Origin of the sequence: Chryseobacterium sp. C39-AII1 (assembly GCF_039672645.1) — a bacterium.
In the GTDB taxonomy this organism is placed as follows: Bacteria; Bacteroidota; Bacteroidia; order Flavobacteriales; family Weeksellaceae; genus Chryseobacterium.
On sequence record NZ_JBDFPQ010000008.1, the window covers coordinates 24,011 to 50,980 of the forward strand.

The following is a 26,970-nucleotide window of genomic DNA, read 5'->3' on the forward strand; positions in this document are numbered from 1 at the left end:
TTTTTTTGTTTTGTGTATCAAAAAAATATTCTACATTTGTCCCGTGTTAAATATGAACAACAATTTTTGGTGGTGGCATTCAAACTCTTCGTCGGGTCTGATGTTATTGTCATGTTGTAAATAGAACACAACAGAGATACAATTAAAACAATATAATAAAGACTTTGACGGATGCCGTTGAAGTCTTTTTTTGTTTACCATAAATTTAAAATTAACCTTACATGTTCAATAAAAAAATAAAAATTAAAACGACCTCGAAAAAAACATTGGGTGATCTTCAGACTCCGATGAATATTTATTTGCAGGTTCGGGATAAATTCAGAGACACTATTCTTCTGGAAAGTTCTGATGCTAAGAATATTGATAATAATTTTTCGTTTATCGCCATCAATGCGGTTGCCGGAATTGAAATTAAAAATTTAAATGAATTTGAAATTAAGTTTCCGGGAGAAAACCCTGTAAAACAATTCATTATCGATCATAAAGTTTCGGATATTTTCGAGGATTTTTCAAAATGTTTTGAATGTGAAAAAGCTAATGATGCGATTGAAGAAACTGCACAAAGTCTTTTTGGGTACACTAGTTTTGAAGCCGTTCAGTTTTTTGAAAATGTAAAATTTAAAGCACAAAGTCCTGAAGTTGAGATTCCGATTCTTCGTTACAGATTATATCAATATGTTATTGCAATCAACCATTATAATGATGAAATGCATATTATTGAAAACCAAATTCAGGGTGTAAAATCTGAGTTTCATTCATTAGAAAGTCTGATTAAAAATCAAAATACCATTATTTATCCTTTTGAAAAAAATGGTGCAGAAACTTCAAATATCACCGATGAAGAATATCTTGATCTGGTAGAAACTGCGCAAAAACATTGTATGCGAGGAGATGTGTTTCAGTTGGTGTTGAGCAGAAGATTTGAACAGAAATTTAAAGGTGACGAGTTCAATGTATATCGAGCGTTGAGAAATATCAACCCTTCGCCGTATTTATTTTTCTTCGATTATGGAAATTACAAATTATTTGGTTCAAGCCCTGAAAGTCAATTAATTATTAAAGACAATAAGGCTATCATTCACCCTATCGCCGGAACTTTCAAAAGAACGGGAAATTTTGATATTGATTTACAATCTATCGAAGCCTTAAAAAGTGATCCTAAAGAAAATGCAGAGCACACGATGCTCGTTGATTTGGCGAGAAATGACTTAGGAAAATTAGGTAAAAATATCACGGTCACAAAATTAAAGGAAATTCAACTTTTCTCTCACGTCATCCACATGGTAAGCGAAGTTACCGCCGATTTAACGGAAAAAACAAATCCGTTTGAAATGGTTGCAACTACCTTTCCACAGGGAACTTTAAGCGGCGCTCCTAAGCATAAAGCATTACAACTAATCAATAAATACGAAAAAGATTCCCGCGGTTATTACGGTGGCTGCATCGGAATGATTGGTCTAAATGGAACTTGCAATCAAGCCATTATGATCCGAACTTTTTTAAGCAAAAATAATACTTTATATTATCAGGCAGGAGCCGGATTGGTGGCAAAATCAAACCCTGAAAGTGAATTGCAGGAAGTGAATAATAAGCTGAATGCTCTGAAAAAAGCTGTTGAAAAGGCGGAAAAATTGGTTGAAAATTAATTAAAAAAGAGAAAAATGAACAATACAATAGAAAGTACAAACTCTGAAACTAAAGTCCTTGTCTTCGACAATTACGATAGCTTTACTTATAATTTAGTTCAGATTATTGAACGAATTTTGGGGTCAAAAGTTGATGTGGTTAGAAATGATCAAATCACATTAGAAGAAATCAAAAAATACGATAAAATCATTCTTTCGCCAGGTCCGGGAATTCCTGAAGAAGCAGGGATTTTACTGGATTTAATTAAAGAATATGCTTCTACGAAAAGTATTTTGGGAGTTTGTTTAGGTCAGCAGGCCATTGCCGAAGCTTTTGGCGGAAGTTTAATCAATCTTTCGGAAATTTTTCATGGTGTTGCAACTTCGGCTGATTTGGTTAAAAATGACACCAAGCTTTTCAAAAATCTTTCAAGCGGTTTGGAAGTCGGAAGATATCACAGTTGGGCAGTGAATCCGGAAAATTTCCCTGATGAACTAGAAATTACGGCAGTAGATAAAGACGGAATGATCATGGCATTGCAGCATAAAGAATATGATGTGCATGGTGTTCAGTTTCATCCTGAAAGTATTTTAACTCCGGACGGAGAGGTAATCATTAAAAATTTCCTTCTCAATTGAAAACATTAGAAATTCCTTCCACCCAAAAATCTCCAAAAATGAAAGAAATACTGCAATATTTATTTAATCATCACACTTTGTCGAAATCTGAGGCAAAAGCTATTATGATTGAAATTGCTCAAAATAAATTTAATGCGACAGAAGTTACTGCCTTTATTTCCGTTTTTCTAATGCGAAATATCACGCTGAAAGAACTTGAAGGTTTCCGTGAAGCACTGCTGCAAATGGCGGTTCCGGTAACTTTAGATACAAGTGATGCAATTGATATTGTCGGAACGGGCGGCGACGGAAAAAATACGATCAATATTTCAACATTGGCAAGTTTTGTAGTGGCGGGAACCGGACAAAAAGTAACAAAACATGGCAACTACGGAGCTTCTACGACCACAGGTGCTTCTAATGTTTTGGAAGAATTAGGCTATGAATTTAAAAATGATTCCGCCAGATTGCAGGAAGATCTGGAAAAGGCAAACATCTGTTTTTTACATGCACCATACTTCCATCCTGCCCTTCAATCGGTTGGATTATTGAGAAAATCGTTGGGTTTGAGAACTTTCTTCAATCTTTTAGGTCCTTTGGTAAATCCTGCAAAACCACAGTATTCAATGATTGGAGTTTATAATCTGGAAATAGCCAGACTTTATCAATACCTGCTCCAAAAAGATGACAAAGAATTTATTTTGGTTCATGGAATGGATGGCTATGATGAAATCAGCCTGACCCAGGACAGTAAGGTTATCACAAAAAATGGCGAAGAAATTTATTCAGCTGAAGATCTTGGATTTGAATCGGTAACAGCAGAAAGCATTCAGGCTGGAAAAACCACTCAAGAAACTGCACAAATTTTTAGAAATATTTTACATGGAAAAGGCACAGAATCACAAAATTCAGTGGTTTTGGCAAATGCTTCGGTTGCGCTTTATCATACCCATAAATTTGGAAATTATGATGATTGCCTTTTGCTGGCACAGGAAAGTTTGTTTGGCGGGAAAGCATTGAAATGTCTTGAAGCAATTAGTGAATAATTAAAAATAAAACACAAATGAATAAAGTGCTCGTATTTTTAGTTTTTTCTTTTTCATTACAAAATTGTAAAGATAAACCCGCTGAGAAAAAAATAATTCCGGTTGTAAAAACTCAGGAAAAAATTATTGAACTTCCAAAAGCCGAAAGCGAAAAAATAATAGAGATCATTAAAAATGGAGATGTTAAAGGTGTTCAAGATGCACTCAACAAAGGAATCGATGTAAATTCCCGATTTGATGGATTTTTTAGAGGAGGAAGACAAGAAAATGGAACTGATACTTCTAATAAAGAATGGACAATGCTGATGGTAGCTACTTTTTATAATCAAATAAACATTGCAGAATTGCTGCTCGACAACAATGCGGATATTAATCTTCAAAATAAAGCTGGTCATACTTCACTTTTTATGGCTTGTGCTAATAGAAACGAGGAAATGGCAAAATTTCTGCTGAACAACAATGTAAATGCTAAGATCGATAGTAAAGATTTAAATGGAACTTCTGCCTTGCAATGGGCTTTAGCTTATGAATGGAACGACGTTGCTAAAAAATTGTTAGATCTAAATGTAAACGTAAACAGCTCCAACAAAGAAACAGGAAGAAGCACACTTTTGGATGCATTGTACTCCGAAACTATTTCTCAAGAAATTATTTCAAAAATAATAGATAAAGGTGCTGATGTAAATTACACCAATCCAAAAGATGGAGAAAACGCTCTGATGTATGCCTGCAAAAGAGGTTTTACTGACATTGTAAAGAAGATTGTGAGCAAAGGCGGAAATATCAATGCGGTTTCTAAAGATGGTATAACTCCACTTTCCTGCGTCTCAAGCAATGAATTCTGCTCAACGGAGCTTATGGATTTTTTAATAAAAAAGGGAGCGAAAATAAATACTGAAAAATACGGAAGAACACCATTAATAGAAGCGGTTTCCTCCAACTGTATTGAAAAAGTAAAATACCTTGTGGAAAAGGGAGCGAATATAAACCAAAAAAGCGAAGGTGTCGGAGGTGTTTCCCCACTAACGGAAGCATTATGGAAAAACAATTTCGAAATTACAAAATATCTTGTGGAAAATCGCGCAGACGTAAATGTACAGAAAGACAATGGAGAAACAGCACTATTAGTGGCAGTTTGGAACGAAAAAAATCTTAAGGCAGTAGATTTGTTAATACAAAAAGGGGCTGATGTGAACCAAACCAACGATGATAAACAAACTCCTCTTTTAAAAGCGATTCAATACGATCTTTACGATATTGCAGTTTTACTGCTAAAAAATGGAGCCAGCACCGATGTTAAAGATTTTTATGGTCATACGATACAAAGTACATTAAAAGAAACGGTAGAACGAACAGGAAACAAAAAATGGCTTGGTTTAAAATTATAAAAACCTTAAAAATAATGAAGTATGAATATTCTCGATAAAATTATAGCAAGAAAAAAAGAAGAAGTCACTTTTTCAAAATCCACGATTTCAATTGAGGAACTGAAAGATTCTGAATTTTTCGGGAGAAAAACTTATTCTCTCAAAGAAAGTTTAAAATCAAAATCAGGAATTATCGCTGAATTCAAAAGACAATCGCCTTCAAAAGGAATTATTAACGATAAGGTTTCACCTTTGGAAGTGGCCTCAGCGTATGAAAATTTTGGAGCAAGCGGAATTTCTATTTTAACGGATAAAGATTTTTTTGGAGGAAGTTTTGACGATATTTTAAGTGTAAGAAATCATATTAATATTCCCATTTTGCGAAAAGATTTCATGATTGATGAATATCAGTTTTATGGGGCTAAAAGCATTGGCGCGGATGTTATCTTATTAATTGCCGCTTGTCTCACACCTCATCAGGTTGCAGAATTTACTGATTTGTCTCATGAACTTGGAATGGAAGTTTTATTGGAAATTCACACAGAAGAAGAATTGAAGCATTTTAACAAAAACATTGATTTAGTAGGTATTAACAATAGAAATTTAAAAGATTTCAAAGTTGATTTACAACATTCTGTTCAATTGAAAAATCAACTTCCAGATGATGTTCTTTCAGTGGCGGAAAGCGGAATTTATAGCATTGAAGATTTTCAATATTTAAAAGAAAAAGGATTCAATGGATTCTTAATGGGTGAATATTTTATGAAAAATAATAATCCAGCGGAAGCTTTCGAAGAATTCATCTCAAATATTTAATGATCAAACGTCTAGAAGTGTAACAATGACTCACCAATCATCTACTAATCAGGATAAAACAAAACTGAAAGTCTGCGGTTTAACTCACTTAGACCAAATTCAAGAATTAATTTCTATGAATGTAAATTTTCTAGGTTTTATTTTTTATGAAAAATCGCCAAGATATGTTTTGAATCATTTGAGTTTAGAGGAAATCTCAAGTATTGACCACCAAGGAAAAGTGGGGGTTTTTGTTAATGAAAGTTTAGATAAAATTATTGAAACAGCCGAAAAAGCAAAATTGAATTTTATTCAGCTACACGGCGATGAAGATGAAAATTTTATTATTGAATTAAGAAAAAAAATAAATATTGAAACAGGAATTATTAAGGTAATCAGAATAGGAAGTGAGAAGTCAGAAGTTAAAGGTAAGCCCCAGCAAACCATCAACTCTCAACCATCAACCATCAACTACCTCCTGTTCGACACTGATTCAAAAGCATTCGGCGGCACAGGAAAACAATTTGACTGGAATATTCTGAATGAAATTGAAATTCCTCTACCCTATTTTTTAAGCGGCGGAATTTCAGAAGAAAATATAAATCAATTGAATATTTTAAACCAAAAACCTTTTGCTTTAGATATTAATTCAAAATTTGAAATTGAGCCCGGAATTAAAAATATAAAAACAATAAAAGTATTTAAAGATATGATATAAATGGGAGTCCTGAAAGGACGACTTAAAACAGAATCGGATGCTAATCCGATTAAAAAAAACACAAACAAAATGTCACAATCATTAGTCAAAAACTACGTTCACATAGTTTTTAGTACAAAACAAAGAGAAGATTTTATTGATGAAAAAATAGAGAAAGAACTGTTTTCTTATATTGCCGTATTATGCAAAAACCGTGACAGTAAGGCATTACAAATTGGAGGAACAGATAATCATATCCACATCCTTTGTTTGTTATCTAAAAAAATTGCTTTAATGAAACTGGTACAAGAAGTGAAAGCACATTCTTCAAAATGGATTAAAACAAAGGGAAAGAAATATGAAAATTTCTTTTGGCAAGATGGTTATGGTGCATTTTCCATCAATGAGGAGAATGTATATGCAGTAAAGAATTATATTAAAAATCAGAGAGAGCATCATCAAACTAAAAGTTATAAAGATGAACTGATAGAAATGCTGGAAAAACAAAAAATGAAATATGACGAAAGGTATTTATGGGATTGAAAATAATTCTATAATTTAAATTGGACTAGCATCCAATTCTGTTATAAGTCGTCCCTTCGGGACTTCCTTTGAAAACATGTAAATAAACACAAAAAAACAACACACTTTGAAAAGATATTATTCGAAAAAATTAAAGCTTTTGAAAATCAAGCGGATGAACTTCGGATCTCTTGGAAAATCCGTTCATCAGGCTTTTTTTCCTATAAAGTTTAAAAATGAAAAGATTGAGAATTTACATACATTTATTTCTCAGAATGACAGCAATACAGAAAGTTGGTACATCGGTGGATTATTAAGTGATTTCATTGATATTATTAAAAATTTCAACAGAGAAGACATTCAGTATTTTTTTGAAACCATTCATCTTTGGGATAGTTATCATCTTGTCGTCATTGCCGATAAATTACTGGATAACAATGTAAAAGCTATTGTAAAATATGATTTCGGAATTGTTTATTGTAAGATTTTCTGCTTATATGAAAAGCTGGATTCTTACTTCCTGATAGACAATCTGGAAATTGCAGTAAATAGGTATCAATCTAAACCAAATTTGACAATGTTAATTGATTTAACAGCTAAAATTCAATTATTATTTCAAAATAAACAGATTACAAAACAACAATTGGAATATAATATTTCATTCATAAATACATTACAAAATGAATTATAAAAATCCCGATGAACACGGATATTATGGAGAATTTGGAGGAGCTTTCATTCCCGAAATGCTCTACCCCAATGTAGAGGAATTACAGAAAAACTATCTTGAAATCATTGAATCGGAAGATTTTCAACAGGAATATCAGGATTTATTAAAAAATTACGTTGGTCGTGCCACACCTTTATATTTTGCAAAAAATTTAAGTCAGAAATACAATACTCAAATCTATCTGAAAAGAGAAGATCTGAATCACACGGGAGCGCATAAAATCAACAATGCACTAGGACAGGTTTTATTGGCAAAACGTCTCGGAAAAAGTAGAATTATTGCAGAAACCGGAGCCGGACAACATGGCGTAGCAACGGCAACAGCTTGTGCTTTATTAGGTCTTGAATGTATCGTTTACATGGGCGAAATTGATATTCAAAGACAAGCTCCGAACGTGGCAAGAATGAAAATGCTAGGCGCAGAAGTTATTGCAGCAACCTCAGGTTCAAAAACATTAAAAGATGCTGTAAATGAAGCGTTAAAAGACTGGATCAACAATCCTGTGACCACACATTATGTGATCGGAAGTGTAGTTGGGCCTCATCCTTTCCCGGATTTGGTAGCGAGGTTTCAGAGTATTATTTCACAAGAAATTAAAGAACAGCTTCAGGAGAAAATTGGTCGTTCCAATCCAGATTATGTTATCGCGTGTGTTGGTGGTGGAAGCAATGCGGCAGGCACTTTTTATCATTTCGTAAATGAAGAAAATGTAAAAATTATTGCCGCTGAAGCCGGAGGTTTTGGCGTAGATTCCGGAAAGTCTGCAGCCACCACTTTTTTGGGAACGTTAGGCGTTTTGCATGGCAGTAAAAGCTTGGTCATGCAAACGGAAGATGGTCAGGTGATCGAGCCCCACTCTATTTCTGCTGGGTTGGACTATCCGGGAATCGGGCCATTTCACGCTCATTTATTTAAGGAAAAACGTGCAGAATTTTTCAGTATTAATGATGACGAAGCCTTACAATCTGCTTTTGAACTCACAAAACTCGAAGGTATTATTCCCGCGTTGGAAAGCTCTCACGCGTTGGCGGTTTTAGACAAAAAGAAATTTAATGAAGATGATGTCGTTGTAATCTGCTTAAGTGGTCGTGGCGATAAGGATATGGAAACGTATTTGAAACATCTTAATGATTAATTTTGTAAAAAACTATTAACAATTATGTTTGGGAAAACAATTAAAATATTTCTTATTGACGGAGAACCTAATGGAAGATTAACATGTGAACTTTCAAATTGGACAGGAAAAGCATTCAAAATTCCTAGAAATAAAATAAAAATTTCTGCTGATCGAACAGAATTGGAAAGTACAGGAATCTATATTCTTTTTGGAAAATCAACGGACAATAAAGATTTAGCTTATATTGGAGAAGGTGAAGAAATATATAAAAGAATCACTCAACATGTTTCTGGCAAAGACTTTTGGAATGAAGCCGTTATTTTTATAAGTAAAGATGAAAATCTAAATAAGGCTCACGTAAAATATTTAGAAAATAGACTTTATGAAACTGCTAAAAAGGTTAACAGATATAATTTAGATAATTCAAATATTCCAACCCGCTCAAGTATTTCAGAATCAGATAGAGCCGAAATGGAAGAATTTATTGAAAATATAAAATTATTGACTAATACATTGGGATATAAGATTTTTGAAGAATTGATTCATGAAAATCAAACAATTGAGGAACAAGTAAATAATACTTTTTATATTAAAGCTACAAGAGGAGCAAACGCTCAAGGGCAGATTACTAATGAAGGCTTTGTTGTTTTAAAAGACTCTGAAATTGCCGATTCCGTGACGAGTTCTTTAAATCAATCAATCATAAATTATAGACAAAGATTAATTGATGAGCAAAAAATTATAAATATTGATAATAAATTGATTTTCACGGAAGATTATTTATTTAGCAGTCCATCCACAGCTGCTGCAATAGTAATGGGTAGAAGCGCAAATGGACTAACGGAATGGAGATTGTCCGATGGAAGAATTTTAAAATCAATTGAAATTTAAATATGAAAAAACTAAACATATACTTTACGGCAGGAATTCCACAATTGGAAGATACTGCTGATATTATAAAATTAATTCAGGATTCGGGAGCCGATATGATCGAAATCGGGATGCCGTACTCTGATCCTGTGGCAGATGGTCCGGTAATTTCTCAGGCTCACGAACTGGCTCTGAAAAACGGAATGACCATCTCCACATTATTTTCTCAATTAAAATCCATTAAAAACGAAATTAAAATTCCTTTGATTTTGATGGGTTACATTAATCCTGTTTTAAGTTTCGGATTTGAAAATTTCTGCAAAGAATGCTCTGAAAGTGGTGTTTCGGGATTAATTATTCCGGATTTACCTCCGATTGAATTCAAAAAAAATTATCAGAAAATTTTAGAAAAATATCACTTAAACTTTACATTTTTGGTTACGCCCGAAACTTCAGATGAAAGAATTTTGTATTTAGATTCATTAAGTTCAGGATTTTTATATGCGGTAAGTTCCTCATCTACAACAGGAAATAAAAATGCAGTTTTGAAAAATGAAGACTATCTTTCCAGATTAGCTTCTCTTCCCTTGAAAAATCCCGTGATGATTGGTTTCGGAATTAAATCAAAAGAAGATTTTGAAAATGTAACCGAAAAAGCAGACGGTGGTATCATCGGAACTGCCTTTGTGAATATTTTACTACAAAATAGAGATTGGAAAACAAAATCCATAGATTTTGTCCATTCCATAAAAGGGTAAAAATCACTAAATTTGTCTATTCAAAAAATGGTATGAACACAATTCAAAATAAAGTAGTAGAATTTGAAGATTTAGGCGTAAAAGAATATCAGCCCGCTTGGGATTATCAGGAAAAACTGATGAAAGATATTATTGATACCAAAATTAAAAACCGAGATTTACCTGCTGAACAACATATTACAACTCCGAATCATTTTCTATTAGTAGAGCATCCTCATGTATATACGTTGGGAAAAAGCGGACATGAAGAAAATATGTTAGCCGGAATTGACAAATTAAAGGAAATCGATGCCACTTTCGTTAAAGTAAATCGTGGCGGCGATATCACCTATCATGGTTACGGACAAATCGTTGGTTATCCTGTTCTAGACCTTGAAAATTTCTTCACCGACATTCATAAATATATGAGAAATCTTGAAGAAGTAATCATCAGAACCATCGCAGAATATGGTTTGAAAGGTGAACGTTCGGAAGGCGAAACAGGAGTTTGGCTGGATGTTGGAAAACCTTATGCTAGAAAAATATGTGCCATGGGTGTGAAAGCTTCCCGTTGGGTTACATTACACGGTTTTGCCCTGAATGTAAATACGGACATGCGCTATTTTGAATACATTGTACCTTGCGGAATTAAGGATAAACAGGTGACTTCTTTGAAGAGAGAGCTTGAAAGAGAACTCACTCCTGAAGAAATGGAAGATATTAAAGCCAAGATCAGAAAGCATTTTGTGGAAGTTTTTGAAGCAGAATTAAAATTCAAATAAAATTTTACTAAACCATCAGTTCTTTGATGGTTTAATTTTTATCATAAAGGCTTGTTAAACCCTTATTTTCATTAGCTAAATTTAATTTTTAATTCTATTTTTGGAATTCAAAAAATTAACCAAGATCCCAATGTTGACGAATTTCAAACTATTAACCTTTGCATTATTATTTTCATTCTTCACCCCTTTTGCACAGACGAATTATATTTTCGAAATAGACAGTTTAATCAGTGTCAAGGAACCCAGAATATTTAATGGAGTTGTACTTATCACTAAAAACGGAAAGCCGCAATATTCCAGGGCGCATGGTTTTAAAGATATTACTCATCAGACTCCTTTGCAGTTTACTGATCAATTCGAAATTATGTCGAACACTAAGCAAATCACAGCCGTTTTACTGTTGAAAGAAGTTGAAAAAGGCAAAGTAGATTTAAAGTTTCCCATTAAAAGTTATTTACCAAATCTTACACAACCTTGGGCTGAAAAAGTGACTGTTCATCAACTCTTAAATCATACTCATGGAATTACAGATCTTGAAAAGCCTTTGCTGTTCGAACCCGGAACGGATTTTAAATATGGTAACCTTTCCAACATACTTTTAGGAAAAATCATTGAAAATGTATCGGGACAATCCTATAAACAGCTGGCAACAGAACTCTTTCAGCAATTGGGAATGAAAGATACTTTCTGCTATTCTAAAGAAAATAAAGGGAAGCTTGTTACCGGTCATATGGTTAATAATAATGTTTTCAGTACCGTCGACGAATCTTTTATCAATGATGAAAATCTTCCTGCAGATGGCGTGATTACTACGGCAAAAGATCTTTCGATCTGGAATAATCAGCTTCATAAGAATAAAATCCTCAACTTTAGCTCTTATCGTTTAATGACTACTCCATCAGTGATGTCACAACATGACGTTTTCGGAAAAGAAAAAAGGGGTTACGGATATAATATACGAATCGTTAATGATGAAAATGTTCAGTATTTCGGCCATACAGGACTTGGAGACGGTTTTGCATCGCTCAACATTTATATTCCTGAAAGCGATATAAGCATCATTGTTCTTGAAAACCAGATGAATGAAAACAGTGATTTATATTATTATTTTGAAACAGAGATTAAAAATATAATTCTGAAAAGCGATTTGATTAAAAAATAGATCATTTTATCAGACATAAAAATTTTAAAACTGCATTCATCCAATGCAGTTTTTTTTTCATTATCTACTTAAATATCAATTATTTAAAATTTCATAAATATAAATTATAGATTTTTTCAAATGTTAAATTTCGGCAAATTAAATTGCACACAATATAATTGTTTGTACATTTGTACAGTTAATTCATTCAGACCTAATTCTGAATAATAATAAAGTTTAATTTTAAAATATATACAATGTCATTAATAGAAGATTTAAAATGGAGACACGCTGTAAAAGCTTATGACCCAACAAAAAAAGTATCAGAAGAAGATTTAAATACTATTTTAGAGGCAGCAAGATTGGCTCCTACTTCTTCAGGACTTCAACCTTTCAAAGTTATTGTGGTTGAAAATCAGGAATTGAAAGAAAAAATGGTTCAGGGTGCTTTGAATCCTGAAGTCATGAGAGATTCTTCACACGTTTTGGTTTTTGCGGCTTGGGACAGCTACTCCGATGAAAAAATCGATAAAGTATATGATCACCACACGGATGTAAGAGAATTGCCAAGAGGACGTTTCGGAAGTTATACCGATAAAATTAAGGAAATGTACAATGCACAAACTGCAGAAGAACATTTTGCCCACACGGCAAGACAAACTTATATTGCTTTAGGTTTTGCTTTAGCGCAAGCTGCTGAGTTGAAAATCGACAGTACTCCCGCAGAAGGTTTCAGTACTGCTGTGGTTGATGAAATTCTAGGATTAAACGAATTAGGTTTAAAAAGTGTAAGTTTGCTGTATCTTGGTTACAGAGACGAAGAAAAAGACTGGCTTTCTACCATGAAGAAAGTTCGAGTTCCGATGGAGGAATTCATCATTAAAAAATAATAAAGTCAACAGACTTTTCATTTTCAATCGTATGGAAAATTCAAAATCTTTAAAATTAGAAAATCAAATCTGCTTTCCGCTTTACGTGATTGCAAAGGAGATTACAGGGCTTTACCGTCCGTTTCTCGATGAGTTGGATATTACGTATCCTCAATATCTCGTGATGATGATCTTGTGGGAAAACGACGGACTGCCGATGAGCAGCATCGGGGAAAAATTATACCTTGATAGCGGTACTTTAACGCCTCTTCTGAAAAGATTGGAAACCAAAGGATTTATCCAGCGAAAAAGAAAAAAAGAAGATGAAAGAGTGGTTGAAGTATTCATCACAGAATCCGGAAAAGGCCTTCAGCAAAAGGCTTGCGAAATTCCGGCGAAGATTCATAAAATTGTTGATGTTCAGCCGCAAGACTGGATTGATTTAAAAGAAAGTGTCCAAAAAATATTAAGCAAAATAGAAAAATAAATGAAAACTTTATATACAACAAAAGTAACAGCCAAAGGAGGTAGAAACGGTCAGGTAAAAAGCGAAAACGGAATTCTTGATCTTGAAGTAAGAATGCCTAAAGCACTAGGCGGAGCAAATGATGATTTCACCAATCCTGAAATGCTTTTCGCAGCGGGATATTCTGCCTGTTTCGACAGCGCATTGAACAGGGTGATCAGTTTAGCTAAAATAAAAACCGGAGAAACAACAGTGGCGGCGCAAGTAAGCATTAGTCAGTTGGAAAACGGAGGTTTTGGTCTGGCAGTGGAACTGGATGTGAATATTCCTGAAGTTTCTATTGAAGAAGCACAGTCTTTAACGGAAAAAGCTCACGAAATCTGTCCGTATTCGAATGCGACAAGAAATAATATTGAAGTAAAACTTTCCGTGACAAACAACTAAAATTTGTTTCATTCAAAATATCAAATCTGTTTCTGAGGAAGCAGATTTTTTTGTTTTAACAAAGAGATATTACAAAGAAAATAATTATTTTTATGGAATCTTAATCGGATATTAAAGTCTTATTAAAAAAACAGAATAACCCAAAAAATCAACATTAAACAATAAGGAATGAACGGAAAAACAATTTCAGAATTAACAGACGAAGAGCTACTGGACAAAAGAATGAAAGCTAAAAATACTAATATTATAAGTGCTGTATTAATTGGCTTTTTTGTAGGAATTGCCGTTTTTAGTGCCGTTAAAAAAGGACTCGGATTTTTCACATTTTTCCCATTGATTTTTGTATTTATGCTGATGCGAAATAAATCAGAAGCGAAAGAACTGGATAAAGAGATTAAAGCAAGAAATCTGAAATTTTAATTTTTTTAATCAACCTCTGAAATTGAAAAAACTTCTTTTCCTCGCCATTGCGACTTTTACGTATCTACAACTTCATGCTCAAAAAACATATGCTTTTTTTGGTTCGTACAACTGGGATAAAGAAACTGAAGGAATTTATGTGTATGAACTCGATACCGTTAAAGGTAATCTTTCAAAAGTGACTTCCTACAAAGGCATTTCGAATCCATCTTATCTTACGCTATCTTCTGACGGAAAATATCTTTTTGCCTGTACAGAAAGTAAAACTTCAAATGGCGGAAGTGTGAGTAGTTTTGAATTTAATTCTGAAAAGAAAGCTTTAACCTTCATCAGTAGGCAAAAAAGTGGCGGCGAAAACCCGGTTTATCTGATGGCTCATCAAAGTGGAAAATGGCTGGTAAACGGAAATTATACACAAGGCAGTGTTTCTGTATATCCTATTTCGGAAGGCGGAAAAATTGAACCTTATGTTCAGAATATCCAATATTCGGAAGGAAGTGTAAATCCTGATCGACAGGAACGTTCGCACATCCACTCCACTGTTTTTTCTCCCAATTTCGACTATATTTTTCTTCCGGATTTAGGAGCGGATAAAATTAGAACTTATCAATTTGAAAGTGAAACCCAACAGCCGTTGCAAGAAGCTGAAATCCCTTTCACCAAAACAGCTCCGGGAAGCGGACCGAGGCATTTCACTTTTCATCCGAACGGAAAATTTGCCTATTCTATTGAAGAAATGGGCGGTGCGGTAAGCGTATATTCTTATGAAAGTGGAAAACTGAACAATTTACAGAGAATCAACACCCATTCGGAAAAATTTAAAGATGATTTTGAAAGTTCTGATGTTCATATTTCGCCTGACGGAAAGTTTTTATATGCTTCCAATCGTGGAAATGAAAATAATATTGCCATATTTTCTATTCAGAATGATGGAACTTTAAAAATAGTTGATTATCAATCGGTAAAAGGAAAACATCCCAGAACCTTCACTCTTGATCCTAGCGGAAAATTTTTGATTACTGCCAATACCGTTTCCAGCAATGTGACTGTATTTAAACGAAATGCAGAAAACGGTTTGTTAAAAAAAGTTGGAAAAAAGATTAAAATTAAAAATGTGACGAATGTGCAGATGAAGAGATATTAATTCTTTTAATACATAATAAATTTTCACTTTGAACGTTACAGTTTTTCCATAACATTACACCATGAAACAAATCTTCAGCCTTATTTTAATATTCAGTTTAATTTTTTCGTATGCACAAGAATATTCTTTTGCAAAAAAATTTAATTACGGAAAAGTTATTCTTAAAGATGAATCTACACTGGAAGGCGAATTGAAATGGTTTCCGAGCCAAAATGACAACTTAAAATTTAGAAAAAGCTCAACTGAAAGTACGGTAAAATATAAACCTACGGATGTTATTAGTTTTTCTTCTGATAATCTGAAATTTGTTCCTCTCTTTAATTTTAAAGCATACGCTGATAGCTATGCCTTAGTCGGTATTCTTACAACAATTAATGAAACCTTTGGAGAAGTTGTTTCTGAAGGGAAATTTAATATCTATTTTACCTTAATAACTGGGTATAATGCAGTTTCCAGAACAATTGAAAGCTATCCTAATTTTGTATTTCAGGATTCTTCGGATCCCGAAAAGAAATTAGTTGCATATCCTTATATGATCCGAATGAAGGATAAAAAATATGAAAAAGCTAAAGAAAATTTATATATTCTCTTCAAAGATTATCCTGAAATTGTTGAAAAAATAAAAGCTTTCAAAAAAGAAAATGACTTTATAGAAATCATTGAAATGGTTGAAGAGCTTAGCAAATAATGTTTTTTAACAGAAAATAATCACCTCGTCACCGAATCACTTTTCTTAAACGCATCTACTGGTTTATAAGAATCATTTTTCTCTTTTTCTTTTTTATCTGAGATTAAAATTCCGAAAAGATGGTCAATTTCATGCTGGAAAATCACCGCGGTAAAGCCTTCTACGATCTCAGAATACTTTTGACCTTTTAAATCTACATATTCCAATTGAATTACTTTGCTCCGGTAAAACTGATCTCTAAAATCAGGAATCGACAAATCACCTTCCGATCCCAAATTCTGTAACTCCGATTTCCAGACAATCACGGGATTGATAAAGTATTCCAACGGTTCTCCGGATTTATCAAAACGCTGAACCCAAATTATTTTCCTGTTGATTCCCACCTGTGGCGCGGCAATTCCTACCCCACCGTCTGTTGACAATAAAGAAAGCTGCATTCTTTTTACCAATGTCGCAATATTCGGATCTAAAGGATTGGCTTCTGCGGAAAGGCTTAACAACGTTTTATGCTGATGATCGTCAGTCGTTTGAAATATCGGCAAAGCAGATTTTACATCACCTTGATTAATAATTGAAATCTCAGCTTGAGTTAATTGCTGAGCATGAATAAAACCAATGAAAAGAATAAATAAAAAGGATAATTTTCTCATTCTGATATAATGTATCACAAAGATAGCTAATACATTTATTTTTCATTACTTATAAAAACAAAAAAAAGGAAGCTTTTGCTTCCTCCTTAGTGTCAAGTTACCATAAATAAATTCAAAACAATAGCGCTTTGGAATTCATATTTTTTCATCATTTGTGTTTTTCATTTGTGTTTTTACGTTTTGGTAATTTGCTGATACAAATGTAGCTACATTGAATTGTAAAAAACTTGAACTAGTTCAAAAAGTAATTTTTATTAAAAATATTTTTAATCATTTCTAAAATTTACATTAATCACATCAACCGTACAATTATTTATCTAAAATCTATATCCTATAAAAATAAAGAAAGGAAACTTTCGTCTCCTTTCTTCCCAATTTTACCCCTTATTAATTGTAAGAAAAAAACTCTTACCATTATTTTTTTCATCATTTGTGTGTTTGTGTTTATTTTCGGTAAATTGTTGATACAAAGATAGCTTCATTGAAATAGAAAAAACTTGAACTAGTTCAAAAAACAATTTTTATCAAAAATATTTTACATTAAATAAAAAATTCAAGTTAAAATAATTCACTTCTAATTGATAAAATTAATTTTCATTATAAACAACAAAAAGGAAGTACTAAGACTTCCTTCCTTTCAATTTTACCCCTTAAAATGTAAAGAATCAAACTTTACCGTGTTTCTTTGTTTTTTTTCATCATTTGTATTTTTGGCTTTCGGTAAATTGATGATGCAAATTTAGAAGCATTTCAGATGAAAAAGTTTGAACTAGTTCAAAAAAGTATCAATCATTATTTTTTTATGAGAAAAACTAACAAAAAAAAGGAAGTACAAAGACTTCCCACCTCTTCTGATTTTACCCCTTTGTAAAATGTAAAAGATTAAATTCTATATTTTTTCATCATGAATACTTGTGCTTTGGTAAATTGCTGAGACAAATTTAGATGCATTTAAATTCAAAAAGTTTGAACTAGTTCAAAAAACATCATCCATTAAAAATTTAAACTATTTTTATTTATCATAAGGAATTAAACAAAAAAGGAAGCTTTCGCTTCCTCGGTTTACAATATTACCTTATTGTCGATGCACAGTTATGAATATGCTCTACATTTTTTTTAATTAAATTTATTTTTTTTCATTTTTTGTGTGTTTGCTTTGGTAAATTGTTGAAACAAAATTAGAAACAATAGACCTGAAAAAACTTGAACTAGTTCAAAAAAGCATAAAAATGTTATTTCAATTCACAAAAAAAGGAGACCGAAGTCTCCAAAACAACAAATACCTATAATAACTGCACAATAATTGTGCTACGATACACTTTAAAATCAATACTTTCTTATCTGTCTGCTCTTATACTTACACGAATGTTTTGGTATTTTGTTAAAAACAAATCTAAAAAGATAGAGCTCGAAAAAAATTGAACTTATTCAAAAAACACACTTTTCTCTTAAATTTTAAATAAAAAAAACGAGCGTTAACTCGTTTTATATTTTGTATGATTTTGAAATTAAAAAGTCTTCGTCATATCACTCGGAATAATCAGATTAAAATCTGTTGGGACATACTCTTTTTCAGGAACTTTTAATTCAGGATTTTCAGATTCAAAAACAGAGATCACTGCCATTTTAAGATTTGGATTTTTCTGTTTGATATACCAATAAATTCCGCCAAATTCCTTACTGTGATAATTTCCGTTGTAATGAATAAACGTTTTTCCGGTTTGAAAGTTTTTCAAAATAGATTCCGCCATTGTGGCATCTTTCGTTGCCTGTGCAGAAATAAAATTCATAACCTTTGTTCCGTCTGCGTGGTCACCCATCATCGTTTTCATTTCAGGATAACCCGGCGTGTCCAACGTTACTTTAATCGGCAATTGTGCAATGTAAGATTTATCTTTTTCACTTAAATTATTCAGAGATTCCAAACCCTCTTTTGCCGTCTGAGAAGCATATCTTCTCGGAATATTGGTTGCAATGAAATTCAGCTTTTTACTTTTAGCAAAATCAACCAGCGGTTTGTAATCTGTTGCATAGTTATTCCATAAACGGGCAGAGTCTTTCAATGTTTTCGCATCAAATTTTCCGCTCAAATATTGATTTAATTGAGACTGATTATCTCTTTCAAACATTTCAGCACCCAAAATAAGCTGACCGTTTTTCTGAGCAAATAAAGCTTCTGTAATTTTCAACTGAAGCCAGTGATTGATCGAACTATTATGATTTTCGCCAAAGAAAACCACATCGTAATCGGCCAATTCTTTGATCAATTTTTCAGTCTTTATTTCTTTTCCTTTTTTATCGTAAAACTGATAGGCTTTGAAGCTTTGTGCCTGTAATGAGCAAAAACCTGCTAATAATATCGCGATGAAAATGTTTTTCATATTTTTATTTTTTTTAGTTAAAATTCTACTTAAGATTTGAAAGTATTATAAAAGGCTTCGACAAGCTCAGCCTGACACGTCGGAATATGCAAAGGTAAGACAGTTGGTATTAGCAATGCCATGCTGAGTTGCCGAAGCATCTTATTATAAATAAATCTATCGTTTTACATTAAAAAAAGCCGCCTTGAAAATTCCAAAACGGCCTTATAAAATCATCTAACTATTTATTTTTCCAATTCCGCTACAAGGTCTTTCCACTCTTGTAATTCAGGAATTCCAGGTTTTCTTTTTCCGAAGAACTGTGCGATGAAGTCACCCTCACTGTTAAATACTTCAATAGCCGTTACCTCTCCGTCTTCCGTTGGCTTTTTCACGATCCAAGCCTCATGAATTTTTGTTACATCAAGATGTAAATTGAAATCTGGATCCATTACATTGAACCATTGCTGGTGCCAAAGAACTTTTTTCACATTTCCTGTATGAATCTGAATAATTCCTCTGTTTCCAACGAAAATCATAATCGGAAGTTCTTTTTCAGAAGCATCTTCAAGAACATTTACTACTTTAGAATTATCAATTTTTTTGGTAAATCCTTCCGGAGCCAATCTCAAAGCCTGCGTTCTGCTCACTCCGAATTTTCTTGTCATCATGAAGAAATCGTGCGTATCTTTTAGTTCAGACCAAGCCTTTTGGAAGCCTTCCACATCAATATCAGCATCGGCTTTTTCAGGAGCTTTTGGAGCCACAGCTTCTAATTCTAATGTAGAATTTTGCTCATCAGCCTTAAATTTTTCAACAATCACATCAAAAACAGCGTCGTTACTGTCTTTTGTTAAATAAATCTTGTGAAGTGCCAAACCGTCTTTTCCGAAGAACTGAAGACTTTTTTTATCACCTTCCACAACACCGAAAGCGAATTTCCAATGGTTTAAGAAGATTCTTAAATCGATATCTTCCCCTACAAAAAGCTGAGCGTGCGGGCTGCTGAAATCTCCGTTTAGATACGTTCCTTTTCTCTCGTGAACACACTCGTCGTTACGCGTAAGAGCCATTACTTTTCCTAATTGTTCAACTTCTGTTAAAATATTTTGAAATTCAGGTTTAAGAACGGTAACGCCCTCTCCTACGTTTGTTGCTAATAATTCTGCCTCACTTACTTCAAGTTGTGCAGCTGCATTTCTAATTCTCAAATGCGGATTTTCAGCTTTCAGAGCTTCCCATTTTTCCTTTAAATCGTTAACTAATGTGCTCATTATTTTATTTTTTTATGGTTAAAACTGTATAATTTCTTGTAATTGTTTCGTTTCCTGTTTTACTTTTTACCTCTTCTTCCTTTTCAGAAATTTTCATTCTTTTGAAATGACTTTTAGAAACGGTTTCTTCCATTTCATCCGTATTGTATAATGTAAAATCGAATTGGGTAAAAGGTAAAGTTTCCATGAAATCTCGTTGTCCAAACGTAAGAACAAAAGTTCCGTTGTCTTTCAACACTCTGTAAATTTCATTTAAATATTCAATCGGTTTCTCCCAAAAATACACGGTGTTTACAGTAAATATTTTATCGAAAATTTTATCTTCGAAAGGCAATTTAGATCCTTCATACAAAACAAAATCTGCCTGATCTTTAAACTTTTCATTTAATCTTTTGGCTTCGTTATGCATGGTTTCAGAAATATCAATTCCTGTATATTTTACGTTTTGAGCTTTGTTTAAAATACTTTTAACGTGAGCTGCATTTCCGTGTCCGATTTCGAGAACCGTTTCATCATCTTCAATTAAAAGTGTTTTAATGCTTTCCAACGTCATCCCGATATTGGTGGCGTTCATCATTTCGCCGATCTCAATACCTTTTTCACCTTGAGGATTGGCTAAATTCTGAGCTAATATTTTTAAGTTTTCTTTGTCCATATTATCCAAAAATAATCATTGGGTTGCTTGTGATCGGATGGTCGAAAATGGTACACGGAAAATTATACGCATCACTGATGGTTTTTGCCGTAAAAACTTCCGTTGGTGTTCCGTAAGAAGCCACTCTTCCTGATTTCATCAATAAAATTTTATCTGCAAACTGTGCGGCAAGATTCAAATCATGCAAAACAACAATCGCCGAATTTTCTTTTTTGGTGAAATTTTTAATAATTTCTAATGCTTTGTATTGATGTTTAACATCCAAATTATTCAAAGGTTCATCGAGAAAAACAAGCTTATTGGTAATATCATTCTGCAATTGAGCCATTACTCTTGAAAGGTGTACACGTTGTTTTTCACCTCCGGACAAAGTATTGTATTCCCTGTCTTTTAAATGATAAACATCCGTTTCATACATCATATTATTCATGGCTTCATGATCTTCCTGTCTCGGTTGCGCATCGAAATAAGGGTAACGCCCCATCATCACGACATCTTTTACCTCAAGTGGAATATCATTGCTGTTGTGCTGGGAGAATTTAGCTTTATGTTTAGATAATTCAGCCACCTTCCAATCGCGGATATTTTTATCTTTAAATAAAATTTTCTGATCCGACTTTACTTCATTCGCCAAAACACTCAAAAGACTTGATTTTCCGGCGCCGTTGGGACCAACAATGGCTAAAAATTCACCATAGCCTAAGGTAACATCAACTTCATTCAGAATAAAAAAATCTTTATGCTTATAACTGATCTGTTCTGCTTTAACCATTACATTGATTTTTTAAATTTCATCAAAATAGCAATGAAAATTGGAGCTCCCATCATGGCTGTTAAAATCCCGATCGGTAATTCCGAAGGCTGCACAATACTTCTGCTGATGGTATCTGCCGACAATAATAAAACACTTCCCAATATGGCTGATAAAGGTAAAATATAGTTGTAATTTGATTTAAATAAAAGCCTTAAAATATAAGGAACAATTAATCCTACAAAGCCAATTGTACCGGAAAAAGCCACACAACTTCCCACCATTAATGATACAATGATGACGATTTGTTTTTTAAGCTTTTCAACATTAATTCCTAAATGCTGAGCATCTTTTTCACCCAACATCATGGCATTTAACGCCTTTCCTTTTCGCAAAAGAATGGAATACGAAAGTATTAAAATCACTGTCAAAATAATATTCTTCGTCCATGTGGCAGCGGCTAAGCTTCCCATGTTCCAGAAGGTAAGATCTCGCAATTGTTCGTCTTTCGAAATATAAATCAGAAAACCAACAATGGAAAATCCAATAGCAGAAATAGCGACACCCGTTAACAACATCATCACCACATTGGTTTTACCACCGCTTGTGGAAATTCTGTAGACCAATAGCATGGCTAAAAGCGAACCAATGAAAGCTGCAATCCCGACCAGCGAAAACTGTACTACTTCAGGAAGATATTCTCTGAAATATCCTCCTAAAACAATGGTAATGGCTGCCATTAATGTAGCTCCAGCGGTAAGCCCGATTAAATCTCCCGTGGCCAATGGATTTCTGAATAATCCCTGTAAGCTCGTTCCCGATACCGAAAGCATGCTTCCGATGAGAATTGCCATGATAATTCTGGCTGCTCTTACTTCCCAAACTACATATTTATCACTCAACGACAATGTTGAATCTCCTTTCATTACTTTACCTAACACTTCAAACGCAGATTTACCACCAAAGTCGTAAACCCCTGTATTAAGAGACCATACTGCAAGAATGACAAGCAGTATGGAACTCATTGTAATGTAAAAGTATAATTTACTTTGTGCTTTCAACTAATAATTTATTTAATCCTAAAACAGCCTCACCAAGTCTTGGTCCGAAACCGGAAACCAAACCTCCGTCCATTGCAATAATATTTTTATTTTTACCGGCATTGGTTTGAGAAACACCTGGCATTTTTAATGCTCCTTCGTTACCTCCCGCACTTTCCAGTCCGCTTGAGAAGAAGAATAAAACATCAGGATTTGCTTTTATCACAGCCTCAGGCGTTAACGGTTTGAAATCTTCAAAATCAGTTACGGCATTTTGACCACCTGCAAGACCGATCAATGCGTCCATTGGAGTTTTTGTTCCTGAAACCATCAGCATGTTCCCTCTTGCATAGATGAATAATACTTTAGGTTTTTTAGCGATAGGCTGAACTTGTTTTAAATCAGCATCGATTTTATCCGTTAATTTTTGATAATCTGTATTTCCGATCGCTTTTGCTACATCGGCGATTAATTTTTTAGTTCCGTCGACCGTAAACTCTTGTTTAAAAGTCTCCGTTTTGATTCCTGAAGCTTTAATTTTACCCATCAATTCTGGATTGATATCTTTATCAGAAGCTAAAATTAATGTTGGATTAACTGACATGATCGGCTCGATTGTCATCGACCTCATGTGCCCTAAATTTTTAGCCGTTGTTTTTAAAGATTCAGGATAGGTGCTTGTAACATCGGTTGCTACGATTTCTTTTTCGTGACCTAAAGCGGCTACGATTTCCGTAATTCCTCCGTTTAATGTTACAATTTTATTATTAGATTTTGGTGTTTCAGAACTTACTTCTGTCGTAGTTTCAGTTTTAGCTCCGGTTTCTTTTTTACATGAATACACTGCAACAAGAACCGATGCTGCCAAAATGAATTTTTTCATGATATACTATTTGTTTGATTTTATAGATTATTTTTTACAAAGGCTCAAATTCAAAATTAGGGTAACCACGTACTCCGTCTTTAGTCATCGCATTGAATCTGATCTTATAGAAGAATCCTTCTGCATCTTTCAGTATAAAAAATCTATCACTATAAGTTTGTGCTCCGTTTGCTCCAGTGGTTGTACGCCATTTATCTCCCAATGCTCTGTGATCGTTGAAGATGAACTGAGACTGATCTATATCGCTCAATTTAAAAGCTCCGTATGCCTGATCTAAAGTTCCTCCAGAAGGCACATTTACCTGGTAAGCTCCTACCCCACTTTCCATGTTGGTTGTAATAAAATCTGCATAGAAATAGCTTCCTGCACTTTGCCCAGGTCCTAAAAATACCTCATTTGTAAATGCTGTAAATACAATATCCCAGTTATTTTTCTTAGGTTGAATCTCAACAGGAATTCCTTTTTGAAGGCTAAAGAAATTAAAGTTATAATCCGTATTTTTAGTAACTACATACTCTTGGTATTGAGTATCATCTAAATTGGCATATCTTAGTTTATAACCTGTGTTCGTTCTTAGAATCTGAATTTTTTTCCAACCTCTGGCATCTCCCGTTAATGAAACTGAACCATTAGCTACTGTTCCTGTAGGAATTGTTCTACCCATGTTCACCAAATAAATAGCATTGTCTGCGTCATTCGCCTTAATTTCAGCAATACCGGTAGTTTGAGTTAAGAAATTTCCATCAGGATTATCTATGTATTGTAAATTAGAGCTTGTGAATGTACCAATTTGCACAACCTTTGTTAATTCTGATACATCAGAAGCTTTAACAGCATTGATATTTGTAGCATTTGGAATTTTTGCCACTGCCATACCTATTGCTCCATTAATAATCACACGGAATTCATCTCCGTTATAAAAACCAAGTTCCCAATCAGTTCTTACATTGGTTGTTTGTTTTGGTTTTCCCGTAACCGGATCAATATCACTTAAATCAATCCAAACCTGATTAGGTTCTGTAGCTCCTCCTACATTGGGTTCAGCTGTAGCTCCCGTAGCAGGTGGAATAACTACAATATCTTCATCTGCTGAAAAACATGATTGCAATGCAACAATTAAAGAAAGAGATAATATTTTTAAATATTTCATAATGTTAGTTTATTTAGAATTGATACATTAATCTTGCAAAGTAGCTTCTACCATAATATAGATTCAAACGGTCTGTAGCAGCATTATGCCCTGAAGCAGTACTATTTGTACTATTAATTGTTGTAACGTCAAAGATATTTTTTACACCAACCGCCAATTCTAATCTATCTTTCCAGAATGGCTGACTAACAATAAAATCCATCATGTGAAAACCATCAGTCTTTGCAAGACGGAAAGCCTCATTTTCAATAACGTATTGTCTACCTGGCCCTGTAAATTTATAGTAAAGATTAAATGCAGTTTTTGGACCTTCCAATTTATAAGCAGCATTAGCACCTACCTGAAAGTTATATTGAAAATCTGTTGGAGTCTGAACATCCATCTCTTGCTTAGACACTGAAATTCCGTTTAATGAAGTTCTTACCCCTAATGAAAACTGATCTTTTACAATATTTGCGTTAGCTGCAAATAGTAAACTTCTATATTTATCAAGATTCATATATTTATAAGTAGAAGGTCTTACGATCATTACATTTTCAATCTTATCATTAAGATCAACATATAATGCTTCTAAATTATAATTGAATTTCCAACCATTTCCAATATCAAATCCCTGATCCCAAAATAATCCTGCAGAATAACCATTTTCAGGCTTTAAATCTGGATTTCCCTGTATGTCGTGATTTACGTTAACAAAGTAAGTAAACAATTCATCATAATTAGGATAACGGTTTGCCGTACCAAATACTCCTCTTAAATTAGAATTTTCAGAAGTTTTATATCTTGCTGAAAGTGAATAATTAAATTGATTATCGAATCTATCACTTACGGATAATCTTGCTCCTGGTCTTAGTGATAATTTATCTGAGATATTCCATTCTGCTGAAAGGAATGTCCCGTAAGTAAAAATTTTTCTTTTAATATTATTTCCGTCGAATTCCCCTGCAATTAAAGCAGCATAACCATTGGTATGATCTAACTCGTAACCTAGCTGGAAATCAAATTTTTTATTGTCTAAAAAATTGCTGAACATCCCTCTAGAATAGATTACATCTGTTTTATAATAAGACTGTTCGTTATAGTTAGTATCCTTGATTTTGCTCGGAATATCGTATGTATAGTCATAGAACTTTCTATTCTGATTTTGATATGAGAAATCTCCCATGTATCGAATATGTCCTAAGTTTGTTTGAATATTAAACTGATGAATCCAACGTTCTGTATTATAATTTCTATCTAAACTCTGGTATGTTACTCCACCTTGTCCGTCATTTAGAGAAACTCTGTCAACCTTAGGGTTATAATAATTGAATGTTTCATTTAAATAGGAAGCCTTATAAAATAATGATGTTTTACTTTTAGAGTATCTTATCAAAGCATTAGCTTCGTATTGATCTTTCGGATTCCAATCCTTTCCTCTTAGGTTATCCTGTTTGTAGTATTTATAACCTTGTTGCCCGCCATCATATCCCATGAACTGATTGTGATTAAAACTGATATTGGTAAACCAATTATCATTGAAATTATACCCTACATTAATATTTTGAATATGTCTTCCCTGACCTTTTTTTCTTAAGTCATAACTATTCCTTACTGTTTCTTCCTGTAAAGCTGCTCTTATGCTTAATTTTTTAGTGCTACTTTTTTTAGTAATAATATTAATAACCCCAGCCAAAGCTCCGTTACCATATTCAACCCCCATACTTCCTTTTACAACTTCAATTCTCTCGATATTGCTTAAACTCAGTTTTGTAAGGTCAATATTACTTCCTAAACCGGTATCCCCAACTACAGGAATATTGTCGATTAATATTTTAACATATGCACCACCCAATCCTAAGATATTAGCAGTAGAATTTCCGGAATTTGTATCTGGAGTAATTTGAATATTTAAAGATTGATTCAGTACCTCAGCTGCATTGGTAGCAGCCATACTTTTAATTTGATTAGCATCAATTACCTCAACTTTATAAATAGACTTATTGATCGATTGTTGCATATATTGCCCTGTGATGACAACCTCTTCTATTTTTTTCTGTTGTAGAGAATCTTTTTCCTGTGCATTTACCCATAGAACGGCAGACAATGACAGTATAGAAAGCATTTTCTTCTTCATAGACGCAAAAATT

Annotated in this window: 28 protein-coding genes; 19 read left to right on the forward strand and 9 right to left on the reverse strand. The window is 33.4% G+C overall.

Going from position 1 to position 26,970, the window contains the following annotated elements; all coding sequences use genetic code 11:
* Positions 1-221: 221 nt before the first annotated feature.
* The 19 genes from ABEG63_RS13100 to ABEG63_RS13190 all read left to right on the forward strand — a co-directional run bounded on the left by ABEG63_RS13100 (position 222) and on the right by ABEG63_RS13190 (position 16,078).
* Positions 222-1,646, forward strand: a complete 1,425-nt coding sequence (locus ABEG63_RS13100) for an anthranilate synthase component I family protein (protein ID WP_346585371.1) — start codon at positions 222-224, stop codon at positions 1,644-1,646.
* Between the two features lie 15 nt (positions 1,647-1,661).
* Entirely contained in the window at positions 1,662-2,264 is a 603-nt protein-coding gene (locus ABEG63_RS13105; RefSeq protein WP_346585372.1) for an aminodeoxychorismate/anthranilate synthase component II, read from the forward strand.
* 38 nt (positions 2,265-2,302) lie between these two features.
* Positions 2,303-3,289: an anthranilate phosphoribosyltransferase gene (trpD, locus tag ABEG63_RS13110; protein WP_346585374.1), complete on the forward strand. Its 987-nt coding sequence runs from the start codon at positions 2,303-2,305 to the stop codon at positions 3,287-3,289.
* A 17-nt stretch (positions 3,290-3,306) separates the two neighbouring features.
* Positions 3,307-4,677, forward strand: a complete 1,371-nt coding sequence (locus ABEG63_RS13115; RefSeq protein ID WP_346585376.1) for an ankyrin repeat domain-containing protein — start codon at positions 3,307-3,309, stop codon at positions 4,675-4,677.
* Positions 4,678-4,698: 21 nt separating this feature from the next.
* Positions 4,699-5,472 (forward strand): indole-3-glycerol phosphate synthase TrpC, encoded by a 774-nt coding sequence (trpC, locus tag ABEG63_RS13120; RefSeq protein WP_346585377.1) that lies wholly within the window; start codon positions 4,699-4,701, stop codon positions 5,470-5,472.
* Between the two features lie 25 nt (positions 5,473-5,497).
* The gene (locus ABEG63_RS13125) at positions 5,498-6,169 is read left to right on the forward strand and encodes a phosphoribosylanthranilate isomerase (RefSeq protein WP_346585379.1); all 672 of its coding nucleotides are present in this window, start codon (positions 5,498-5,500) and stop codon (positions 6,167-6,169) included.
* 69 nt (positions 6,170-6,238) lie between these two features.
* Positions 6,239-6,691 (forward strand): IS200/IS605 family transposase, encoded by a 453-nt coding sequence (tnpA, locus tag ABEG63_RS13130; RefSeq protein ID WP_346585381.1) that lies wholly within the window; start codon positions 6,239-6,241, stop codon positions 6,689-6,691.
* A gap of 154 nt (positions 6,692-6,845) precedes the next feature.
* On the forward strand, positions 6,846-7,361 hold the full coding sequence (locus ABEG63_RS13135; RefSeq protein WP_346585382.1) for a hypothetical protein: 516 nt from the start codon (positions 6,846-6,848) through the stop codon (positions 7,359-7,361).
* Positions 7,351-8,535, forward strand: coding sequence for a tryptophan synthase subunit beta (trpB, locus tag ABEG63_RS13140; RefSeq protein ID WP_346585384.1), 1,185 nt, complete (start codon positions 7,351-7,353; stop codon positions 8,533-8,535). Before ABEG63_RS13135 ends, trpB begins: the two co-directional genes overlap by 11 nt.
* A 24-nt stretch (positions 8,536-8,559) precedes the next feature.
* Positions 8,560-9,408, forward strand: coding sequence for a GIY-YIG nuclease family protein (locus tag ABEG63_RS13145; RefSeq protein ID WP_267406126.1), 849 nt, complete (start codon positions 8,560-8,562; stop codon positions 9,406-9,408).
* A gap of 2 nt (positions 9,409-9,410) precedes the next feature.
* Positions 9,411-10,145: a tryptophan synthase subunit alpha gene (gene trpA, locus ABEG63_RS13150; RefSeq protein WP_346585386.1), complete on the forward strand. Its 735-nt coding sequence runs from the start codon at positions 9,411-9,413 to the stop codon at positions 10,143-10,145.
* A 32-nt stretch (positions 10,146-10,177) separates the two neighbouring features.
* Complete coding sequence (gene lipB / locus ABEG63_RS13155; protein WP_346585387.1) at positions 10,178-10,906, forward strand: lipoyl(octanoyl) transferase LipB; 729 nt, start codon at positions 10,178-10,180, stop codon at positions 10,904-10,906.
* 130 nt (positions 10,907-11,036) lie between these two features.
* Positions 11,037-12,068, forward strand: a complete 1,032-nt coding sequence (locus ABEG63_RS13160; protein ID WP_346585388.1) for a serine hydrolase domain-containing protein — start codon at positions 11,037-11,039, stop codon at positions 12,066-12,068.
* A gap of 236 nt (positions 12,069-12,304) precedes the next feature.
* Entirely contained in the window at positions 12,305-12,937 is a 633-nt protein-coding gene (locus ABEG63_RS13165) for an NAD(P)H-dependent oxidoreductase (protein WP_267406122.1), read from the forward strand.
* A gap of 31 nt (positions 12,938-12,968) precedes the next feature.
* Positions 12,969-13,403 carry a MarR family transcriptional regulator gene (locus tag ABEG63_RS13170; protein ID WP_346585390.1) on the forward strand — a complete coding sequence of 145 codons (435 nt, stop codon included), beginning with the start codon at positions 12,969-12,971 and terminating at the stop codon, positions 13,401-13,403.
* Complete coding sequence (locus tag ABEG63_RS13175; protein ID WP_346585392.1) at positions 13,404-13,826, forward strand: organic hydroperoxide resistance protein; 423 nt, start codon at positions 13,404-13,406, stop codon at positions 13,824-13,826.
* Between the two features lie 168 nt (positions 13,827-13,994).
* Entirely contained in the window at positions 13,995-14,246 is a 252-nt protein-coding gene (locus ABEG63_RS13180; protein WP_346585394.1) for a hypothetical protein, read from the forward strand.
* A 22-nt stretch (positions 14,247-14,268) separates the two neighbouring features.
* Positions 14,269-15,390: a lactonase family protein gene (locus tag ABEG63_RS13185; RefSeq protein ID WP_346585396.1), complete on the forward strand. Its 1,122-nt coding sequence runs from the start codon at positions 14,269-14,271 to the stop codon at positions 15,388-15,390.
* A gap of 61 nt (positions 15,391-15,451) precedes the next feature.
* Positions 15,452-16,078 carry a hypothetical protein gene (locus ABEG63_RS13190; protein WP_346585398.1) on the forward strand — a complete coding sequence of 209 codons (627 nt, stop codon included), beginning with the start codon at positions 15,452-15,454 and terminating at the stop codon, positions 16,076-16,078.
* Positions 16,079-16,098: 20 nt separating this feature from the next.
* Here ABEG63_RS13190 and ABEG63_RS13195 read toward each other — a convergent pair whose 3' ends face one another.
* The 9 genes from ABEG63_RS13195 to ABEG63_RS13235 all read right to left on the reverse strand — a co-directional run bounded on the left by ABEG63_RS13195 (position 16,099) and on the right by ABEG63_RS13235 (position 26,957).
* Positions 16,099-16,728, reverse strand: a complete 630-nt coding sequence (locus ABEG63_RS13195; RefSeq protein WP_346585400.1) for a peptide deformylase — start codon at positions 16,726-16,728, stop codon at positions 16,099-16,101.
* Between the two features lie 1,508 nt (positions 16,729-18,236).
* Positions 18,237-19,109: a ChaN family lipoprotein gene (locus ABEG63_RS13200; protein ID WP_346585402.1), complete on the reverse strand. Its 873-nt coding sequence runs from the start codon at positions 19,107-19,109 to the stop codon at positions 18,237-18,239.
* 224 nt (positions 19,110-19,333) lie between these two features.
* Positions 19,334-20,362 (reverse strand): ChuX/HutX family heme-like substrate-binding protein, encoded by a 1,029-nt coding sequence (locus tag ABEG63_RS13205; protein ID WP_346585404.1) that lies wholly within the window; start codon positions 20,360-20,362, stop codon positions 19,334-19,336.
* 4 nt (positions 20,363-20,366) lie between these two features.
* Positions 20,367-21,017: a class I SAM-dependent methyltransferase gene (locus tag ABEG63_RS13210; protein WP_346585405.1), complete on the reverse strand. Its 651-nt coding sequence runs from the start codon at positions 21,015-21,017 to the stop codon at positions 20,367-20,369.
* A gap of 1 nt (position 21,018) precedes the next feature.
* Positions 21,019-21,789, reverse strand: coding sequence for a heme ABC transporter ATP-binding protein (locus tag ABEG63_RS13215; RefSeq protein ID WP_346585406.1), 771 nt, complete (start codon positions 21,787-21,789; stop codon positions 21,019-21,021).
* Complete coding sequence (locus ABEG63_RS13220; RefSeq protein ID WP_346585407.1) at positions 21,789-22,829, reverse strand: iron ABC transporter permease; 1,041 nt, start codon at positions 22,827-22,829, stop codon at positions 21,789-21,791. The genes ABEG63_RS13215 and ABEG63_RS13220 overlap by 1 nt, the downstream gene beginning before the upstream one ends.
* Positions 22,813-23,691, reverse strand: a complete 879-nt coding sequence (locus tag ABEG63_RS13225) for an ABC transporter substrate-binding protein (protein WP_346585409.1) — start codon at positions 23,689-23,691, stop codon at positions 22,813-22,815. The genes ABEG63_RS13220 and ABEG63_RS13225 overlap by 17 nt, the downstream gene beginning before the upstream one ends.
* 34 nt (positions 23,692-23,725) lie before the next feature.
* Positions 23,726-24,841 carry an HmuY family protein gene (locus ABEG63_RS13230; protein ID WP_346585410.1) on the reverse strand — a complete coding sequence of 372 codons (1,116 nt, stop codon included), beginning with the start codon at positions 24,839-24,841 and terminating at the stop codon, positions 23,726-23,728.
* 13 nt (positions 24,842-24,854) lie between these two features.
* Positions 24,855-26,957 carry a TonB-dependent receptor gene (locus tag ABEG63_RS13235; protein ID WP_346585411.1) on the reverse strand — a complete coding sequence of 701 codons (2,103 nt, stop codon included), beginning with the start codon at positions 26,955-26,957 and terminating at the stop codon, positions 24,855-24,857.
* Positions 26,958-26,970 lie beyond the last annotated feature (13 nt).

Coding starts and splice junctions, on each gene's coding strand:
- ABEG63_RS13100 (WP_346585371.1), top strand. CDS start 222: ATGTTCAATAAAAAAATAAAAATTAAAACGACCTCGAAAAAAACATTG.
- ABEG63_RS13105 (WP_346585372.1), top strand. CDS start 1,662: ATGAACAATACAATAGAAAGTACAAACTCTGAAACTAAAGTCCTTGTC.
- trpD (WP_346585374.1), top strand. CDS start 2,303: ATGAAAGAAATACTGCAATATTTATTTAATCATCACACTTTGTCGAAA.
- ABEG63_RS13115 (WP_346585376.1), top strand. CDS start 3,307: ATGAATAAAGTGCTCGTATTTTTAGTTTTTTCTTTTTCATTACAAAAT.
- trpC (WP_346585377.1), top strand. CDS start 4,699: ATGAATATTCTCGATAAAATTATAGCAAGAAAAAAAGAAGAAGTCACT.
- ABEG63_RS13125 (WP_346585379.1), top strand. CDS start 5,498: ATGACTCACCAATCATCTACTAATCAGGATAAAACAAAACTGAAAGTC.
- tnpA (WP_346585381.1), top strand. CDS start 6,239: ATGTCACAATCATTAGTCAAAAACTACGTTCACATAGTTTTTAGTACA.
- ABEG63_RS13135 (WP_346585382.1), top strand. CDS start 6,846: ATGAACTTCGGATCTCTTGGAAAATCCGTTCATCAGGCTTTTTTTCCT.
- trpB (WP_346585384.1), top strand. CDS start 7,351: ATGAATTATAAAAATCCCGATGAACACGGATATTATGGAGAATTTGGA.
- ABEG63_RS13145 (WP_267406126.1), top strand. CDS start 8,560: ATGTTTGGGAAAACAATTAAAATATTTCTTATTGACGGAGAACCTAAT.
- trpA (WP_346585386.1), top strand. CDS start 9,411: ATGAAAAAACTAAACATATACTTTACGGCAGGAATTCCACAATTGGAA.
- lipB (WP_346585387.1), top strand. CDS start 10,178: ATGAACACAATTCAAAATAAAGTAGTAGAATTTGAAGATTTAGGCGTA.
- ABEG63_RS13160 (WP_346585388.1), top strand. CDS start 11,037: ATGTTGACGAATTTCAAACTATTAACCTTTGCATTATTATTTTCATTC.
- ABEG63_RS13165 (WP_267406122.1), top strand. CDS start 12,305: ATGTCATTAATAGAAGATTTAAAATGGAGACACGCTGTAAAAGCTTAT.
- ABEG63_RS13170 (WP_346585390.1), top strand. CDS start 12,969: ATGGAAAATTCAAAATCTTTAAAATTAGAAAATCAAATCTGCTTTCCG.
- ABEG63_RS13175 (WP_346585392.1), top strand. CDS start 13,404: ATGAAAACTTTATATACAACAAAAGTAACAGCCAAAGGAGGTAGAAAC.
- ABEG63_RS13180 (WP_346585394.1), top strand. CDS start 13,995: ATGAACGGAAAAACAATTTCAGAATTAACAGACGAAGAGCTACTGGAC.
- ABEG63_RS13190 (WP_346585398.1), top strand. CDS start 15,452: ATGAAACAAATCTTCAGCCTTATTTTAATATTCAGTTTAATTTTTTCG.
- ABEG63_RS13195 (WP_346585400.1), bottom strand. CDS start 16,728: ATGAGAAAATTATCCTTTTTATTTATTCTTTTCATTGGTTTTATTCAT.
- ABEG63_RS13200 (WP_346585402.1), bottom strand. CDS start 19,109: ATGAAAAACATTTTCATCGCGATATTATTAGCAGGTTTTTGCTCATTA.
- ABEG63_RS13205 (WP_346585404.1), bottom strand. CDS start 20,362: ATGAGCACATTAGTTAACGATTTAAAGGAAAAATGGGAAGCTCTGAAA.
- ABEG63_RS13210 (WP_346585405.1), bottom strand. CDS start 21,017: ATGGACAAAGAAAACTTAAAAATATTAGCTCAGAATTTAGCCAATCCT.
- ABEG63_RS13215 (WP_346585406.1), bottom strand. CDS start 21,789: ATGGTTAAAGCAGAACAGATCAGTTATAAGCATAAAGATTTTTTTATT.
- ABEG63_RS13225 (WP_346585409.1), bottom strand. CDS start 23,691: ATGAAAAAATTCATTTTGGCAGCATCGGTTCTTGTTGCAGTGTATTCA.
- ABEG63_RS13230 (WP_346585410.1), bottom strand. CDS start 24,841: ATGAAATATTTAAAAATATTATCTCTTTCTTTAATTGTTGCATTGCAA.
- ABEG63_RS13235 (WP_346585411.1), bottom strand. CDS start 26,957: ATGAAGAAGAAAATGCTTTCTATACTGTCATTGTCTGCCGTTCTATGG.